The sequence below is a fragment of the Anabaena sp. PCC 7108 genome (genome assembly GCF_000332135.1).
Taxonomy (GTDB): domain Bacteria; phylum Cyanobacteriota; class Cyanobacteriia; order Cyanobacteriales; family Nostocaceae; genus Anabaena.
The window spans coordinates 1,109,273-1,127,345 of record NZ_KB235896.1 but is presented as its reverse complement, the minus strand read 5'-3'; the positions used below and the strand labels follow the sequence as shown (position 1 = coordinate 1,127,345).

Here is an 18,073-nt window from a genome sequence, read left to right as displayed (position 1 = left end):
AAATTGGGGGATTATTTATGAGCAATTAAGTAAGTAGGTGTGTATAATTAAATGTAAAATAGACAAGTATCTACAATTCTTATTTTGAATTGTTAAAGATGATAGCAGTAGCTAAATAAGAGAGGAACGCTATTACACACACTCACCAGCAAAATAGTATTCTCTACTCCTGCGTCATTCACCTGAGTCACGTAATCGATACACGTATCCCTCAATGGCCAGGTGATCCACCTGTAATATTTACTACTGTTGCTGAACTGCAAGATGATGGCTACTATCTCCGACGTTTTTCTCTGGGTGAACATAGCGCTACTCATATTAATGCCCCTAATAGTTTTTACACTAATGGTACGAGTATTCATGAATACCCAGCCCAATCTCTGGTAGTACCTGCGGTAGTTATAGATATCTGTGAACAAGCAGCAGTTAATGCTGATTATCTTCTCACTATTGCTGATATTTTGACTTGGGAAGCAGAATATGGAACTATTTCCGCTGGCAGTGCCGTGCTACTTTATACAGGATGGCAAGCTAAATGGCTGAATAAAATCGCCTTCTTAAACCAAGATGAACAAGGAAATATGCATTTTCCAGGCTTTGGGAGTGATGCAACTCAGTTCTTAATAACGGAAAGGCAAATTGCTGGAGTGGGAATTGATACCCACGGCGTAGATTCAGGACAAGATACTAATTTTACTACTAATCGGTTGTTACTAGAGAAATTACAGAGAATACAGTCCCAAAACCAATCGCTTATAGTGTTAGAAAACTTGACTAATTTAGATCAATTACCACCTCAGGGTGCTACTCTAGTGATTGGTATTCTTCGCTTGCGGGGCGGTTCCGGTTCTCCTGCTGCGGTGATGGCGTTATTTTGACTTAAGCAATAATCTATACCATTTTATGAAGCTGATCAAAAAAAATCTCCGTGTTTCCGTGTGGTTTTCTAATAACAGGTATTCAACCGGAGATAATATAATTAGCCCACCGAAGCGGGCTTTGTCTGTATAGTCCCAAAACTTTATTCTGAGGACATTTTTACTTTTTCACTAAAATATATGCAGTAGCATACTCTGGTAATTCCTGAATATGCTGCCTAAATTCTTGTTGATTTTGAAAAATACCTGCCAAAAAATCGAGTTGAGCAAGATTTGGCAAAAATGCCCCACCAGTATCTGCAATTACTCCCATTTGTAAACGTTTACGTCCAGCTTGATTATACTCCATAATAATTACCCTTCCTAATCCCATATTTAACACATCTCCTGCAAAAGTTACTCCTGGTTTGATAGAAATTTTTGCATCTATTTTGTGTCCGTAACCTTTGATTTCATCAACTTTTCTAAAATACCAATAACGTTTTTGTGCTGTAGGTTTTAAGCCTTTAATATAGGATATGCCATTATTTCTATCGACATTAAAAAATGCTTTAGAACCATCTGTAAAATTAATCAAAATGGTTCCTTGCATTAATGCTTCTTCTAAACCTTCACGAGTTAAATATGCTAAAGGTTCAACTTTACCAAATTCTTTACCTCCAGGTTCATAAATACCTGACAAAACATCTTGTTTTGTATATTTCATATAAAAATTATTATTAGGTAAATTTTCTTTTAGACTATAGATTGGTACATTATAGTTAGAAGTTTTACTGCGAGAGCCAGGATGAGTAAAAACAGCATATTTTGTAATTCTTAACTTTGTCTGTTTTGGCTTTTCAGGGTTATAAGCAGACCATTTAATTACTCGAAAATTGGCATTAATAAAATTTGGATCTTGTAACCGAGTGACACGATTATTACTAATATCTTCCTGTAAAACCGTAATCATAAAATCTAAAGTCTTGAGAATATCTTCTAACGTGACTCCTTGACTTAGTAGGAGTCCATTTCGAGAAATATCAGGGTCTTTTTGGGCATAATCTTGGAAATATTTTCTAGTATTTGTCAGAACTGTTAATAAATCTGTTTGATTAAAATTAACTTTGGTAGTTGGTAAGTTGACAGCTTTTAAAACATGATTACCATTTACACTATATTGATATTTTTTCCACTCATCAACAACAGAATAGAATACGGATGTGTTTTTAGATTTTTGGGTGATATTTAGATCCGATATTTGCTGATTGATAAAATTACTACTCGGCGCTTTAGTCAGGTAAGTTTGAGATTGAGGAGTATTTAAAGGCTGAATAAAAGCTAAATTAGGTGTAACTTGTTGTTGCTGAATTAGCGGCTTATTAACAGACTGTGAAGCTAGATAGTTATTAGCTAAATTAACCAGTACTAAACTGACAATACCTGCTGTGATTTGAAATTTCTGATTGGAGAGGATATTCATAAGTCTAAGTTAGGAAATTAATTTCTAAATTTGTTTGTATGCTCAAGGCAAAAGCACTTTATAGGCTATTATACCTCGGTATTATTAATTACTTTTATTTTGTGAAAAAGCAATTAATAACCTTAATTATTAACAGATAAACTTAGATTTTGCACTAATTTTTTTTAGATATTTATGAAAATTTATTGATATCTTGACAAAATCCATAAATGCTTAATTTATATCTATATAATCTAAATCTAAACAACAAAATATTTGTTGGCTATTTTGATACTTTTGTTACTATATTTTTCATAATTTATGCTATTAATATTTCCTGTTTTATTGATTGTAAAAACACTATAAATTATTTTTTGTGAGTGTATGGTATTTGTAGAAATATTCTTATAAATAACAATAAGTTGATTAGTTAAAGAAAAAACCAAGCAGTTAAAAAAATCGCTCTTTTTTGAAGAGATATGTATCGAATCAAAGAAGAAATTTGCGATATATTTGACAGTTAAATAACCAGTGATGAAGCCTTAAATAAATTTCTAGAATGGACAGAAATAGCTGATAAATAATTCCCCAAAAAAGGTTTTAACCGTAATTGTCTCACTTCATCTTGCCGATCACACTTTTATTTGGTAGAGTGGACAGGATCGCTTTTTATTATGACAATGGATATTAAAGGGTACATATATACCTTTTGTCAAGTATGGGTTTGGTAAGGTTGCGAATTCGTGAGTTTGCCTCGGAAAAAGGCTGGACGCTGAAAGAATTGTCTGACCGTTCCGGGGTAGGCTACAGTGCGCTGAAGGTTTATGCCCGTTCTCCTGGCTTGGCAACTGTTGACGTTACAGCTTTAGACAAGTTGGCACGGACGTTTGAAGTTTTGATTGAAGATTTATATGAAGTGGTAGAAGATTAGGATATGTCCCCAGTTCCTAGTCTCCAATAAGAGTGCGATCGCTGACGGTATTGGGGACAATCACACGATAAAATTCTAAAACAATAAATTGTACTCAAGGTCTAAATGGCAGAAACACTATTTTTTAACGCCCTACGGGAAGCCATTGATGAAGAAATGGCGCGTGACTCTAGCGTATTCGTTCTTGGTGAAGACGTAGGACAGTACGGAGGTTCCTATAAAGTAACCAAAGACCTATATCAAAAGTATGGCGAACTCAGAGTTTTAGACACCCCTATTGCCGAAAATAGCTTTACAGGGTTGGCTGTAGGAGCCGCAATGACGGGGTTAAGACCTATCATTGAAGGTATGAATATGGGCTTTTTGCTATTAGCCTTCAACCAAATCTCTAACAACGCTGGTATGTTGCGCTACACTTCTGGCGGTAACTTTAAAATTCCTATGGTCATTCGTGGTCCAGGTGGTGTAGGTAGACAGCTAGGTGCAGAACATTCTCAGCGACTAGAAGCTTATTTCCAAGCCGTTCCAGGGTTAAAGATTGTTGCTTGTTCCACACCTTACAACGCCAAAGGACTACTCAAAGCCGCAATCCGCGATGATAATCCCGTGTTATTTTTTGAACACGTTTTGCTTTATAACTTAAAAGAAAATCTGCCAGAAACAGAATATGTACTACCACTGGATAAAGCAGAAGTAGTCCGTCAAGGGAAAGATGTGACGATTTTGACCTATTCTCGGATGCGGTATCATGTACTGCAAGCCGTAAAAACTTTGGAAAAACAAGGATACGATCCAGAAGTTATTGATTTGATATCTCTCAAACCTCTAGATTTTGATACCATTGGCGCATCAATACGGAAAACCCACCGTGTGATTATTGTCGAAGAGTGCATGAGAACTGGAGGTATTGGCGCAGAATTAACCGCTTCTATCAATGATCGCTTATTTGACGAATTAGATGCCCCGGTACTGCGGCTTTCTTCCCAAGATATACCCACACCTTACAACGGTAATCTTGAGCGTTTAACAATTATCCAACCAGAGCAAATCGTCGAAGCAGTCCAAAAAATGGTAGCTTTGCGAGTTTAGGTAATTGGTGATGGGTAATGCAATTTTGAAAATTCTTTCTCTTGCCTGTTACCTGTCACCTGTTCCCTGTTCCCTATCAAAACTTCTACTCACAACGGGATCAAAGAACGCTATTATAGCATTTGTCAGTTGTGAGTGATAGTATGCAAAGACAGCGATCGCTATTAGCGTTGATTATAGTTTTGGTCATTGCCGCTATTGCGGTGATTGCGACAATTCCCGTACCATTGGGGCTGGACTTGCGGGGCGGCTCACAGCTTACAATTCAGGTGAAACCAACAGCGGAAATTAAGCAAATCACCGAAAGAGAATTGGAGGCCGTGAAGAAGGTGGTGGAAGGACGAATTAATGGTTTAGGTGTTTCGGAACCAGTAATTCAAACTGTAGGTTTAGATAAAATATTAGTACAACTGCCGGGTGTGAATGACCCAGAACAAGCAGAAAGGGTACTAGGGGGTACAGCTCAGTTAGAATTTAAGACTCAAAAACCAAATACAGAAACTCAAGTTTTAGCCCTGCAAGTATCACGCTCCGAACTCAAAGCTAAACAAGAAGAGTTGAGAAAGAGTGGTGACAAAGAGGCAATTGCTAAAAATCAGGAAGATATCAAGAAAAGCAATCAAGCCCTTGTAGAATTATTTGAAAGTACCAACCCACCACTTACAGGTAAATACCTCAAAGATGCCTACGGTGAACCCACTCAACAGGGTGGCAGTTGGAATGTTGCTATTCGTTTTGATGAACAGGGTGGTAAACTTTTTGCGGATTTGACTAAAACCCTAGCGGGAACTGGACGCGGTATCGGTATTTTTCTGGACAATGAACTCATTAGTTCTCCTACCGTGGGTGCAGAGTTTGCTACAGCAGGAATTACAGGCGGTTCTGCGGTGATTACAGGTCGGTTTCAAGCCCAAGAAGCTAACAACTTAGGTGTGCAGTTACGAGGTGGCGCGTTACCTGTACCTGTAGAAATTGCTGAAAGACGGACAGTAGGAGCAACTTTAGGTAAAGACAGTATTCAGCGCAGCATTTACGCTGGTATCGGTGGTCTGACTTTAGTATTTATTTTTATGGTTTTGTACTATAGACTACCAGGACTTATTGCTGATTTATCGCTCGTGATCTACTCGCTTCTGACTTGGGCTGCTTTTTGTTTATTGGGTATCACCCTGACCTTACCGGGAATTGCTGGTTTTATTCTCAGTATTGGTATGGCTGTAGATGCTAACGTGTTAATTTTTGAACGGACAAGGGAAGAATTGCAAGCAGGTAAATCTTTATATCGTTCTGTAGAATCTGGTTTTTACAGGGCATTTTCCAGTATTTTAGACAGTAATGTTACTACCTGGATTGCTTGTGCAGCACTGTTTTGGTTAGGTTCAGGATTAGTAAAAGGCTTTGCTCTCACTTTAGCTTTAGGGGTAGCAGTGAGTATGTTTACAGCCATTACCTGTAGTCGCACATTAATGTTTTTGGCTATTTCCATTCCTGCTTGGCGGAAAACAGAACTTTATTGTCCTAATGTGCCAAAAGTGAATAAAGCAGAGGTAGCTCAATGAAACTAAGTATTAACAAAGCGCGATCGCTCTGGTGGAGTATTTCGGCTGCTATCATTCTTAGCGGTATCGTCTCAATGGTGATTTCTTGGCAAACACCAGGTATCAAAGCACCTCTACGCCCCAGTTTAGATTTTATCGGTGGGACACGATTGCAGCTAGTCCGAGACTGTAGTCTACCTAATAACTGTGACCAACCAATAGATATCAACGCCGTTCGGGAAGTTGCTAAATCACAAGGACTTGGAGATAGTAGCATCCAATTAATTTCCGAAAATGGTAAAGAAAATGGCATTACCATTCGCACAAAAAACTTGGAGACTGACCAGCGTAGCAAGTTGCAAAACGCCTTAAGCGAAAAAGTTGGTACTTTCGACCCGCAAAAAAACCAAATTGACTCTGTAGGACCGACTTTAGGAAAAGAGTTATTTAGGTCGGGAATCTTAGCTCTGATAGTTTCCTTTGTGGGTATTACTATCTATATGAGTTTCCGTTTCCAGTTAGACTATGCCCTGTTTGCGATTGTGGCTCTGTTCCACGATATTTTAATCACAGTTGGCATATTCTCAATTTTGGGATTAGTTGCAGGTATAGAAGTAGATAGTCTTTTTATTGTCGCGTTGCTGACCATCACAGGTTTCTCAGTTAACGATACTGTGGTAATTTATGACCGGATTCGGGAAACTCTCAAACTCAATCCCGAACGTCCCATTGCGGAAATTGTTGATGATGCTGTTAACCAAACTTTATCTAGGTCAATCAACACGACTTTAACAACCTTACTGACATTATCTGCTATCTTCCTATTTGGTGGAGAAACACTGCATTATTTCTCTTTGGCTCTAATTATTGGCTTTATTATGGGGGCTTATTCCAGTATTTTCATCGCCAGTACACTATTAACTTGGTGGCGAGAGCGCACAGAAACATCTACAATTGAAGCAATTAATACAACCGTTAGTTCTCAAGATAGTTAGCTCAGGAATTAGTTCAAAATAGGATTAATATAATTCGTAATTCTTAAATTAGGAAAATTTCCCCTAATTCTTGTGAATTCCCTGCATTCCCAGCTTCTTGCTATATTGTAGTTTTATTGTCCTATGGCTCAACAGGAAGAACCACTAATTCATAACTCAAGCTTTGAAAAATCTGAAGCTTCTTTTATTCGCCAAGTAGAAAGGTTACACCAATTAACAGTATATGGCAGATGGTTATTTGCTGGCTGTGCTTGGCTCTTGATAGCACCGGCTTGCTTGTGGAATTTACGTGCAGAAATTGCATTGTGGCAACAATATTTTACTTGGGTAGCAGTGCGATATGGACTCTTTTTTCATCCACTAGCTACTCTAGGTTTATCCTTTTGTATTGCGGTAACTGTTTCTGTTTTAGTTTGGCAAAGTCGGAATATTCTTTGGGGACTACCACAAAAAGAACAGCAACGCTTAGAAATACAAGTTTGTCGAATCCGTCAGCAGGGTACTACTCATCCGCTTTGGAAGTGGGTTTGTCAGTGAATAGGCAAAAGGAAGGAGTTTTTTGAATTTTTGAGTTGCATATACATATACAGCTTCAGTTATTTCAAGCTAAATATGACATAACAAAAGTCCAGATACTGCTATAGTTGGGTGTCTAAACATGAACTATTCTCATATTCACTTTAGAGAGCAGCGTAGTTACACCACAGGAAAACACGCTTCAGAAATTGATCTTTACCAACTTCAGAACCTGTTTAATATTGCAGCTTTTTGGGCAACAGAGCGTAGTATTGAGGATTTAGGTATAGCTATTGCCAATAGTGAACCAGTGATTTCTGTGTGGGATAAAGAGCAATTAATTGGCTTTGCTAGAGCAACTTCTGATGGCATCTATCGCGCTACAATTTGGGATGTTGTCATCCACCCAAAGTATCAAGGTAATGGACTAGGAATTAAGTTAGTAGAAACCGTTTTGAGTCATCCACGAATGCAAGTAGAACGTGTTTATCTGATGACTACACATCAACAGGCATTTTACGAAAAGATTGGTTTTCAAACTAATAGCACAACCACAATGGTGTTATGTAATCAGCCTAGTTTTCCTGTTCTTGGGGGGACTGAAGAAATTCAGCTTCAGGAGTCGCTAGGGGGATAGAGACTTGTAACCTAGTCCAATCTTGCGTTATTTCTTGGGTGATGGGAGATGTGATCACTTCTAGTTTTCCTCCCATCACTGCTAATAATCTTTGGTTGAGTAATAGTTTCATTCCTGGTGACAAATCGGTATTTTTCTGATCTGTAGTCTTTTCAAGTGCAATCAAATCGATAGGCTCATTAGATATTACAGCATGAGTCGGCACATCTAACCAGATATAAACACAATTATTTTCAGGTACAACACTAGTAGAAAGACAAATATTACCTTCTTCCATCTGAGAAATTGTAGTGTCTACTAAATTTAGCAATATTTGGCGTAGCCAACGCATATCTGCTAGAACATAAATTTCCGATTCTGGAAGTGACACAGTAAAAGGATAATTACGATTAGCTGCTAATACATAAGTTGATTTATGAACTTCTTGTAAAACTTGAGTTAGCTGTATGGACTGAATTTCTAAGTTGTTTGTCCCATGTTCTGTTCTAGCAATGCTGAGAATTTCATCAATCATTTTCAGCAATTTTAGCGATCGCTCATAAGCTTGGGCGACAAATTCCCTTTCCTCTGCTGGATTTTCGCATAAATCATGCAATATTAGCTGATGTAGTCCTATTAAACCATTGAGTGGCGATCGCAATTCATGGGTAGTTCTAGCTAAAAAACCGGCTTTAAACTGACTCATTTCCCTAGCCATTTCGTAGGCTAATTGAGTTTTGTTTAATTCTGCTAAAATTTCTGCAATTTTAGTTTCCTGCTGTTGTGGGGTAATTGGTGCAGGGCTGGATGGAGATTTTGATGACTGTAGGAAGAATTTACAAAAACCTATGCCTATGCCTATTCCTAATCCCATATATAACCAATTAATAAAATTCATAATTTTTTTTAATTCTATTTCTCATATAAATCCAATTTAATAGAACCTTGTCGCAAAATCTGCCAATCATTTCCTGTCCATTTAGCAACAGTAGAAGGTATTCCGAAACCTTGATATTCTGTCGATTCTAAAGTTAAAACTTCTGGAAAATTAACTTCTATTTCGGCTCTATTTTCTAAAGCCGGTTGTCCTGACAGATTGACGCTAGTTGTAGCCATTAGTCCAGTTTGCGCCAAAATAGTTTGAGCAACTTGATGATTTGGGACTCTAATTCCAATAGTATTGGGATTAGTAGGATTCATGACTGTAGGCACTTTATTACTAGCTGGTAAAACCAAAGTTAACGCACCAGGCCAATATTTACTAACTACTTCTTGCCAAATTTTATATTCAATATCGCTACCTTGAACATAATCCCATAAATCTTCAGCTTTAGCAGCCATTAAAATCAAAGGTTTATCAAAACTTCTTTGTTTAGCAGCATAAATCAATTCTGCTTGTGTGGGTATGGTGGCTAGTGCGGGTACAGTATCTGTGGGGAAGCTGATTAATTTTCCAACTTTGGCAGCGTCTATCAGGACTTCTAGAGAAACATTCATAAAATATCAGCAAATTTCTTCTTATTTATGTTGCAGATAAACCCGTAGAGACAGGTTTTGTCTGTGTAGCTGTGCTAAAATTACTTACAACTCAATTAACTTAAAACCCCAAATTTTTAAAACAGTAGTGGCTAATTCTGGATCTACTCCATCATAAGCCTCCCATTCAGACTGTGGATCTTTAGGATGTCCATCACCTACATGACCTGCAACTTTTATGACTGGAACACCTACTAAATAATCACGTTCCATTCCTTTGGGGAGAGCTAGTTGGATTTTACGTCCTATGAACTTCGATGCACTGGATTTAGCTACAGATTCACGAACTAAACAAATATCACCAGCAGTCCCCCAAGTAGTTTGGTAGATGTGGAGAAACGATATATAACTTTCTGGTTTGATGGCTCTTTTGAGAACTTGCATTATCTAATCCTTACTTGTCGTTTGTGGTTCCAGAATTTCATTAAACACTCATCAGAAAAAACTACAGCTTTCCATGCTAGACAAGGTTTCTATGATAATTTCTTCCTTATAATAAAATAAAATAAGGGGTTTGAACCCCTTGTAAGAATTTTAAAATTTAGGCTTAAGCTGACTATCATTTAATCTCTATTACTGCATCTGTATCTTTGTGCGTTTTTATAACACTACGGATTATGTAATTTCAAAGCACGTCAGCTTACTAGTGAGTTACGCCGGTGTAAATTGTAATGATACACCGTTCATACAGTAGCGAAGACCGGTTGGTTGAGGTCCATCATTGAAGACATGACCTAAATGACCACCACAATTACTGCAATGTACTTCAATTCTAGTCATAAAAAATGACCGATCTGTGGTGGTAGCGATCGCACCCTCAATCGGTTTAAAAAAGCTCGGCCAGCCCGTACCACTGTCAAACTTGGTTTCTGAGGTAAACAAAGCCTGTCCACACCCAGCACAAACATAAGTACCGGGGGCATAATTTTTGTCTAGGGGGCTAGTGTGGGCGCGTTCTGTGCCATGTTTCCGCAACACCTGAAACTGTTCCGGTGTTAAAATCGATTTCCACTCGTTTTCAGGTTTTGTCACTGCAAACTCAGTTTGAGATGCCATAGTTTTTGAACTCCAATTAATATAACGTGAAAAAAAGGCGGTACCAACTAAGATGGCACTAATTTGCAAAAAATGGCGTTTGTCCATATGTCTATTATTTGCTATTTTTCCCTGATCGGGTTAACCAACTTTAACCAAAGTTACCTAAGGCTGGCTGACATAACTATTCAGTGGACAAAGCTAACTGATAAACTTTTTTGCCACTTGCCTTCTGCTTCTTGCACTAGCATCAGCGATCGCTCTGAGAAATACCTGAGATAATAATTAAAATTTGCTAAAAAACAGTAAGAAATATAGAAAGTGAAGCGATCGCATCAACATAGATCAGTTATTCTGAAGTATCTTTGTCTACAGTTATAGCAGGTGACAGGAAGTGACAGGCGACAGTCTGAAAAGTCTATTGCTATATCAACTTAAACATCAGAACTGCAACACTAATGTGCCAACTGCTGGGAATGAACTGCAATGTACCAACGGATATTTGCTTTTCCTTTGAAGGGTTTTCTGCGCGGGGAGGCAAAACCGATGAACATAGTGATGGTTGGGGCATTGCTTTTTTTGAAGGTAAAGGATGCCGGATATTTCTGGATGCCAAACCCTCGATAGATTCTCCATTAGCGGAGTTAGTCCGGCGCTATCCCATCCACTCTACCCATGTAATTGCCCATATCCGTAAAGCTACTCAAGGTGAAGTCACTCTCGAAAACTGTCATCCTTTCCGTCGAGAACTGTGGGGAAGGTATTGGGTATTTGCCCACAATGGTAACTTGCCAGATTTTTCGGTTGAAAATAATGGTTTTTTTCAACCTGTAGGTGACACAGATAGCGAACAGGCATTTTGCTTGATGCTTAACACTTTACGAGAAAATTTTCCTCAAGGACAGCCACCTTTAGAAGAACTTTACCAAATACTGGGTAAAATTACCGAGCAAATATCCTCAATAGGTGTTTTCAACTATCTATTATCAGATGGAGAACATTTCTTTACTCATTGCTCAACCAAGCTCTGCTACATTATCAGACAAGCACCTTTTGCAAATGCTCACTTAATTGATGAAGATATGACTGTGGATTTTAGTGAGTTAACAACCCAGCGTGATCGCGTGGCTGTTATCGCTACTACACCCCTTACTGATAACGAAGTTTGGACACCAATCCCACCAGGAGAATTATTAGTATTTCAGGATGGTTTACCACTCAAATTCAGGTAATTTGTTTAAGAGAATATTTTAATCATGAACGACCAACTCAGATATATTTATCTCTGGTGATTTAATCTGTAAATGCTTATGAACTATCTGCATGACTTTGTCATTATAAATAGGTTTGTTCATAAAACCATTCGCTCCAAATACCTTAGACCTAAATCTATCAAAAACACCTTCACTACCTGTTAAGATAATAATTGGTGTATTAGCAAAACAAGAACAGCGTCGCAATTGTTCACAAATTTGATAACCACTATTAAGTGGCATAATCAAATCCAAAAATATCATGTTTGGTCTATGCTGAATTAATGTCGGTAGAGCTTCTAAAGTATCTTGAATACCAATAAATCTCATTCCGTTAGATACAATAATACGCTCTAATATTTTACACACTAAAATACTATCATCAATACAGGCAATGAGAGGAGTATTTTTTTGATCTAGCTGTTTATTATGTTTATAATTAAGGCTGTTTTGAAGTGCTGTTATTGATGATGGCAAATCAGGTATTTCTATAAGTTCAACAATTCCTTTATCTATAAATAGCCTCAATGAATTAGTGACAGCCAAAACACTTTTATTCATTTTTACAGCTAAATCCCATAGGGTATGTTGGCCATTTATTAATCTCTCAAAGTTTGTGTAAAAACCTTTACTTACTTCTTGTCTGAGTTTTTCAGGATTTTTTATAATTGGTGCTAAATTAGGAGAAATTCTCTTTAAACCAGCTTCTGACCAATCATACCAAGCATCTTGCATTTCCTTAATAAACATATTTGTACTTGTGGAAATCATCAGTGCTTTGAAAATTGTATCTTGGTTGATTTCACAACTTAAATGAGCAACACTTGCTTGTTGTGCTAAATCAAATAAAATTTCCCCTACAGTATTTGTAACAAAATCATTAAATTGTTCTTGCTTGATCTGACGTGTGTGATATAAATTTTCTAGCAGTAGATAATCCCAATAATCAACTAAGATATTTTCATCCCGTAGTTCAATTTTGTTAATATTAATTTCTGGGCAAATTAAATTCATATTTCTTAGCCAACGTCTACGAGGATGTAATCCTCCTGTTGCCCAAACTATCTGTCCTAATTGATAATAGAAATTCCAGTTAGTTCCCTGTAAATCCTGAATACATAGCTTTCCATTGTATTGCAATAGACTACATTTTTTAAATTCTTGCAATAATGTATCCAATTTCATGATTTTTTAGCTAATCCATGAACTATTTACTTGTATCATTTATTTCTAAAGTATAAATACTTTTTAGATTAACTTTAGTTTAAGTTTAGGTAATTAAGTATGAATTTATAAAAAAATGTTAATTTAATGATGTTTGCTCTTTATATAAGCAATATAAACGATAGCATACATTATAGTAATATAAAAATCCGTATAAACACTTTAATTGTTTGTTTATCACTACACACTACTAATACACACATATTGCGTATACCTCTCATAAAGTATCCATCCGAATAATTATCACTAGGGCTAATACGGATACGCAGAGATGGGTTGAGTTTTTTTTGAGAAGTAATTAAGTAGTAAATTAAGTAGTAGGGGCTAAAGCCCTATCAAACCTGGTAAGAGAGGGATAAATCGCTCTCTACGACAAAAATTCTGCGCGTACTCAGAAAAAATAAAGGTTTATAGGACTTACGCACTGTACGAATCTGCCATGATGTGAATGAACGAAATTGCGTCGTTTTCGCCTTTGGGAATAACTTATTGAGTAAGGTGCGTCAGATAGAGAGAATCTGTTTTTTGTGAAAATATCGTGTCTGACGCACCCTACAAGAAATATAATTCATATTACATATTTGAGGAATCTTGTCAATGCGTAAGTCCTAGTTTAGTACTATTTCTGGAAAGTATTGGTATTTTTCAGAAATTTAAAATATCTAAAGATTTTTCTATTTCTAAATCTAAAATTCTAGCACGTGTATCTTGATATTCTGCTAACTTTCCTTCTTGCCAATATAAGTCTGCTGCTTTCTGAAAATCCTCAATCGCTCCCTGCTTTTCTCCTATTCCCAATCTGGCATTACCACGATTATAATAAGCATCTGTATAATTAAAATTGATTTTAATCACTATGCTAAAGTCATCTATAGCCGCCTCATAGTTTCCTAAATCTGAATTGGCATTACCTCGGTTATAATAAGCATCAACATCATGAGAATTAATTTGGATTGCCTGAGTATAATCTGCAATTGCACCTTCAAAGTCTCCTAAATCAGAACGAGTATCACCTCTATTTTTATAAGCAATGGCATCATCAGGAGCAATTTTAGTATGAATTAATTTTTGCTGATTATCTAGAATATAGCGATCAATTCCTCCATTTTTGTAATTAGTGGCATAATGAGGATTAATTTTAATTGCCTGAGTGTAATCCTCAATTGCTCCTTGATTATCGCCAATCTGAGAACGAGCATCACCACGGTTTTTGTAATTAGTGGCAATATCAGGATTAATTCTGATTGCTTGGGTATAATCTGCAATTGCCGCTTGATATTTACTTAGTTGATAATAAGCTAAACCTCTTTTATGATAAGCTTTACCATTATTAATGTCAATATTAATAGCCTGATTGTAATTTGCAATTGCTGCTTGAGAATCCCCTAATTGATAATAAACTAAACCCAGTCTATAATAAATATCAGCATCATAAGGTTTAAGTTTTAAGGCTTGATTGTAGTTATTAATTGCGGCTGCATACTCGCCTTTCCTGAAATATTGATCACCTGTTTTTATATAATTGATATGTAAATCTGGTGCTGAAAGTTTATGTATTTCTAGTGGCAAATTTGGCTTAAATAATTGCTGAGTAGATAGAGTTTTTTCTGGTTTAAGTGCATGATTATCATGCTTGTTAGAAGCCTGTAATTGTTCTAGATAGTACCATAAACCTCCAGCATATAGCAATTGACTTATGCCAAAAGAAATTTTTCCAGTTTTCAATTTAATCATTTGAGTAGGGAGAAATCCAGCTAAAAAAAGGTGATATTTAGATTGGGCTTCATGTACTTCTTCTTGAATCAAAATACAGATGATAACCGCATTTTTGGCTACTTCTTCTGAACCAACTGACCATCTAACTTTCTCAATAGTACCGTGACGAGATTTGACTTCAAGGCCAATAGAAGAGTCAGATGTGAGAGTAAAATCACTTTTCCCATCACCACCTAACCGTTTTTCATAATCAATTTCAGTAATAAAATCTGCTAAACGTTCTTTGACTACTTCTTCTCCTAATTTACCTTTCAGATTATTAATAAAAACATCACGAACTGGTGAAGTGCGCTTATATTTTTCCGCCATTAACCAGCAAAAATCTCTTAATGTTTTTAATCTTTCTCCAGATATGATAGTTAATTCACTATGTTGACTTGGGGTTTCACAGTGAAGTAAACTACCAGATGTTAATCTTTTCAGAAAGTCAGACTGTAGCGATCGCAGCAGGGTAATCCAATCCATTTATTATAGTTCTGCGTTACTTTGTTTGACTTATTGTATGAAAATATGTGATTTGCGTAAATACATAGCACCCTATCTTCCTTATTTGGTAGGTTGATCTGTTTCATGTAAGACTTATTGTAGATACTTGTAAATGAAACTCTATGATAAGATTGAGTGTAAGCTTTTGCTATAGCTTGTAATTGCAGATAGCAGTAAATTTTAACTTTGACAAACCTTTGTTAATTAGTATGAATATCACTACACAACCAGTCTCCGAAAGAATAGGTCAACAAATTGTTAACGTAGATAATACAAGCATCTGGGAAATAGACAGAGAAACAATTATTAGCCTATATCAGGAATATGGGGTTCTTCTATTGAGAGGATTTGCAACTGATGCTGACATTTTTAGAGAATTTAGCAATTTATTCAGTACTGATTTTTTAGATTATGCTGGGGGTGCTTTCAATAGAAGGGTAATTAATGGAGATAATACCCTTTTAAGTGTCAATGATTTCCAGACAGAGATTAAGTTGCATGGAGAAATGTACTATCAGAAAAATATTCCTTTGATGTTATGGTTTTTCTGTGCTAATCCTGCTTCAAAAGATGGGGAAACAACTGTGTGTGATGGTAGGCAATTTTTTGCAGAACTGAGTAATTCAACTAAGGAGTTATTCCGTCATAAAAAGCTCAAGTTTACTGCCAAAATGCAGAAAGAGGAATGGCAGAAAAAATATAAAACTGATGATGTGAATGAGTTAGAAGAAATGTGTAAAAGCAATGATACACATTTGACTATATATGAAGATCAATCAATTATCTTGGAATATCTTTGTCCAGTAGTTATCCCTAGCAGATGTGGAAAATATCAGGTTTTTATTAATAGCCTTTTACCAGCGATGCAGTTAAATCCTGATGTTTTGAAGTTTGATGATGATTCAAAAATTTCTAATGAACTTATGGATGAATTGAATGAAATAGCAGAAAGACTTACTACCAATATTTCCTGGCAAAAAGGTGATATTCTCATGATTGATAATACGAGAATTATGCACGGAAGAAGGGCTTTTACCGATAAAAATCGAGAAATTTATATCCGGTTATGTTCTCCAGGTTTTTAATATTAATATCAAATCTCCCTCCCGTAAAGGAGGGGTAAGTTTCGATATTATTTCATATCATAACCAAACAAATTTGGATCAACTTCTCCTAGTTTTAAATCTCCTAAACCGTATTCAGCCCAACGTCTTTCTACCATTGCGGAAACATCAGCATCTGACTCTAAAGGTTCACCCCATTCATGTTCTGTTTCTGGGGGAATTTTGGTGGTTGCATCAATTCCCATTCTCCCACCTAAACCGAGTTTTTCACTAGCAAAATCTAAGGTGTCAAAGGGGGTATTTGGTAATATGAATACATCCCGTGAAGGGTCAACTTTAGAACTAATTGCCCAGACGACTTGACGCGGATCACGAATGTTGATATCTTTATCCACAACAATCACAAATTTAGTATATGTGAATTGCGGTAAGGCACTCCAAAAAGCTAAAGCTGCTCGTCTTGCTTGTCCGGGATATGCTTTATCAATAGAAATAATCGCCGCTTTATAACTTAATGCTTCCATTGGTAGGAAGAAATCGACTATTTCCGATACTTGTTGGCGTAAAATTGGGGTATAGATGCGGTTGAGTGCGATCGCCATCATTGCCTCTTCTTTGGGTGGACGACCGCTAAAGGTGGTAAGATAAATTGGATCTTTGCGGTGTGTCATACACTGAAACCGCACCAAAGGCGAATCTTCCACACCGCCATAATATCCCATATGATCGCCAAAGGGTCCATCGGGTAAAACTTCCCCAGGGGTAATAGTTCCCTCTAAAACAAATTCTGAATCTGCGGGAACTTCTAAATCTACCGTTTTACACTTGGCTAATTGGACTCCAGAACCGCCATAAAGTCCCGCAAATAACCATTCTGATAAATCTACAGGAATAGGTGTGGCAGCTGCCATAATGATTAAAGGATCGACACCGAGAGCGATCGCCACTTCTAATTTTTTACCACGTTCTGCCGCTTTGCGTAAATGTCTCGCGCCCCCCCGCACCGATAACCAGTGTACGGTCATAGTGTTGTTGGATTGCAGTTGTAAACGATACACACCTACATTTGGCGTACCCGTCTCACAATCCCTAGTAATTACCAATCCCAGTGTGATTATCTTTCCGGCATCTCCCGGGTAAGGACGTATTAAAGGTAACTTATTTAAATCTAAATCATCACCTTCCACAACCACCTGCTGACAAGCGGGGAAAAAATCTCTTCCCGGTTTGGCTTTGACAACATCAAACAGCACTTTACCAAAATCTATGGCTTGGGAAATCTTTTTTGGTGGTTTGGGTTGCTGAAGCATACTCAGCTTCTTTCCCAGGGTTTCCAACTCCTCTGGTTTTTCCATATTCATAGCCCAGCATATCCTTTCCACCGTCCCCATTAAATTTACCGCAACGGGAAAGGATGCACCTTTGACGTTTTCAAACAACAACCCCGGTCCACCTTTTTGTAGCATTCGGTTGGAAATCTCTGCAATTTCCATATCCGGGTCAACTAAAGCCGAAATTCGCTTTAATTGTCCTCTTTCTTCCAAAATTTTGATGAATCCCCGTAAATCTCGCGCCATGTTCCCTAAGAATTAAGAAGTGTAAAGTCTTCTTGATCTTAACTTGATATTTGAGTAGTATTTTTGTACTTAAAAATCACGGTTTGAAGAATAATTGAACGCAGATGAACACAGATAA

At 37.0% G+C, this 18,073-nt stretch carries 17 protein-coding genes; 9 read left to right on the top strand and 8 right to left on the bottom strand.

Going from position 1 to position 18,073, the window contains the following annotated elements:
* Window positions 1-131 precede the first annotated feature (131 nt).
* Window positions 132-878 carry a cyclase family protein gene (locus tag ANA7108_RS0105880; protein WP_026104004.1) on the top strand — a complete coding sequence of 249 codons (747 nt, stop codon included), beginning with the start codon at window positions 132-134 and terminating at the stop codon, window positions 876-878.
* Window positions 879-1,038: 160 nt separating this feature from the next.
* Here ANA7108_RS0105880 and ANA7108_RS0105875 read toward each other — a convergent pair whose 3' ends face one another.
* Window positions 1,039-2,340: a hypothetical protein gene (locus ANA7108_RS0105875; RefSeq protein ID WP_016949842.1), complete on the bottom strand. Its 1,302-nt coding sequence runs from the start codon at window positions 2,338-2,340 to the stop codon at window positions 1,039-1,041.
* Between the two features lie 697 nt (window positions 2,341-3,037).
* On the opposite strand from ANA7108_RS0105875, the gene ANA7108_RS0105870 reads away from it, so the two are divergent.
* The 6 genes from ANA7108_RS0105870 (at window position 3,038) to ANA7108_RS0105845 (ending at window position 8,025) form a co-directional block, all read left to right on the top strand.
* Window positions 3,038-3,250 carry a helix-turn-helix transcriptional regulator gene (locus ANA7108_RS0105870; protein ID WP_016949841.1) on the top strand — a complete coding sequence of 71 codons (213 nt, stop codon included), beginning with the start codon at window positions 3,038-3,040 and terminating at the stop codon, window positions 3,248-3,250.
* Between the two features lie 105 nt (window positions 3,251-3,355).
* On the top strand, window positions 3,356-4,339 hold the full coding sequence (locus ANA7108_RS0105865) for an alpha-ketoacid dehydrogenase subunit beta (protein ID WP_016949840.1): 984 nt from the start codon (window positions 3,356-3,358) through the stop codon (window positions 4,337-4,339).
* A gap of 143 nt (window positions 4,340-4,482) precedes the next feature.
* A complete protein-coding gene (secD, locus tag ANA7108_RS0105860) occupies window positions 4,483-5,898 on the top strand; it encodes a protein translocase subunit SecD (RefSeq protein ID WP_016949839.1) in 1,416 nt (471 codons plus the stop codon).
* Complete coding sequence (gene secF / locus ANA7108_RS0105855) at window positions 5,895-6,872, top strand: protein translocase subunit SecF (protein ID WP_016949838.1); 978 nt, start codon at window positions 5,895-5,897, stop codon at window positions 6,870-6,872. Before secD ends, secF begins: the two co-directional genes overlap by 4 nt.
* 123 nt (window positions 6,873-6,995) lie before the next feature.
* Window positions 6,996-7,409, top strand: coding sequence for a hypothetical protein (locus ANA7108_RS0105850; RefSeq protein WP_016949837.1), 414 nt, complete (start codon window positions 6,996-6,998; stop codon window positions 7,407-7,409).
* 121 nt (window positions 7,410-7,530) lie between these two features.
* Window positions 7,531-8,025, top strand: coding sequence for a GNAT family N-acetyltransferase (locus ANA7108_RS0105845; RefSeq protein WP_016949836.1), 495 nt, complete (start codon window positions 7,531-7,533; stop codon window positions 8,023-8,025).
* On the opposite strand, the gene ANA7108_RS0105840 is transcribed toward ANA7108_RS0105845, so the two are convergent.
* The 4 genes from ANA7108_RS0105840 to msrB all read right to left on the bottom strand — a co-directional run bounded on the left by ANA7108_RS0105840 (window position 7,964) and on the right by msrB (window position 10,683).
* Entirely contained in the window at window positions 7,964-8,902 is a 939-nt protein-coding gene (locus ANA7108_RS0105840) for a sensor histidine kinase KdpD (protein ID WP_016949835.1), read from the bottom strand. The two genes, ANA7108_RS0105845 and ANA7108_RS0105840, sit on opposite strands and share 62 nt — an antisense overlap.
* Before the next feature lie 14 nt (window positions 8,903-8,916).
* Window positions 8,917-9,501: an L-threonylcarbamoyladenylate synthase gene (locus ANA7108_RS0105835; RefSeq protein ID WP_016949834.1), complete on the bottom strand. Its 585-nt coding sequence runs from the start codon at window positions 9,499-9,501 to the stop codon at window positions 8,917-8,919.
* An 84-nt stretch (window positions 9,502-9,585) separates the two neighbouring features.
* Window positions 9,586-9,924 carry a hypothetical protein gene (locus ANA7108_RS0105830; protein ID WP_016949833.1) on the bottom strand — a complete coding sequence of 113 codons (339 nt, stop codon included), beginning with the start codon at window positions 9,922-9,924 and terminating at the stop codon, window positions 9,586-9,588.
* Between the two features lie 267 nt (window positions 9,925-10,191).
* Window positions 10,192-10,683 carry a peptide-methionine (R)-S-oxide reductase MsrB gene (msrB, locus tag ANA7108_RS0105825; protein ID WP_016949832.1) on the bottom strand — a complete coding sequence of 164 codons (492 nt, stop codon included), beginning with the start codon at window positions 10,681-10,683 and terminating at the stop codon, window positions 10,192-10,194.
* A 350-nt stretch (window positions 10,684-11,033) separates the two neighbouring features.
* Between msrB and ANA7108_RS0105820 the strand changes: the two genes are divergently transcribed.
* A complete protein-coding gene (locus tag ANA7108_RS0105820) occupies window positions 11,034-11,807 on the top strand; it encodes a class II glutamine amidotransferase (RefSeq protein WP_016949831.1) in 774 nt (257 codons plus the stop codon).
* 18 nt (window positions 11,808-11,825) lie between these two features.
* On the opposite strand, the gene ANA7108_RS26895 is transcribed toward ANA7108_RS0105820, so the two are convergent.
* Window positions 11,826-13,013 carry a response regulator gene (locus tag ANA7108_RS26895; protein WP_016949830.1) on the bottom strand — a complete coding sequence of 396 codons (1,188 nt, stop codon included), beginning with the start codon at window positions 13,011-13,013 and terminating at the stop codon, window positions 11,826-11,828.
* A gap of 684 nt (window positions 13,014-13,697) precedes the next feature.
* Window positions 13,698-15,293, bottom strand: a complete 1,596-nt coding sequence (locus tag ANA7108_RS0105810; RefSeq protein WP_016949829.1) for a tetratricopeptide repeat protein — start codon at window positions 15,291-15,293, stop codon at window positions 13,698-13,700.
* Window positions 15,294-15,523: 230 nt separating this feature from the next.
* On the opposite strand from ANA7108_RS0105810, the gene ANA7108_RS0105805 reads away from it, so the two are divergent.
* Window positions 15,524-16,399, top strand: coding sequence for a TauD/TfdA family dioxygenase (locus tag ANA7108_RS0105805; protein WP_016949828.1), 876 nt, complete (start codon window positions 15,524-15,526; stop codon window positions 16,397-16,399).
* Between the two features lie 47 nt (window positions 16,400-16,446).
* On the opposite strand, the gene ANA7108_RS0105800 is transcribed toward ANA7108_RS0105805, so the two are convergent.
* Window positions 16,447-17,955 carry a UbiD family decarboxylase gene (locus tag ANA7108_RS0105800; RefSeq protein ID WP_016949827.1) on the bottom strand — a complete coding sequence of 503 codons (1,509 nt, stop codon included), beginning with the start codon at window positions 17,953-17,955 and terminating at the stop codon, window positions 16,447-16,449.
* Between the last annotated feature and the right edge of the window lie 118 nt (window positions 17,956-18,073).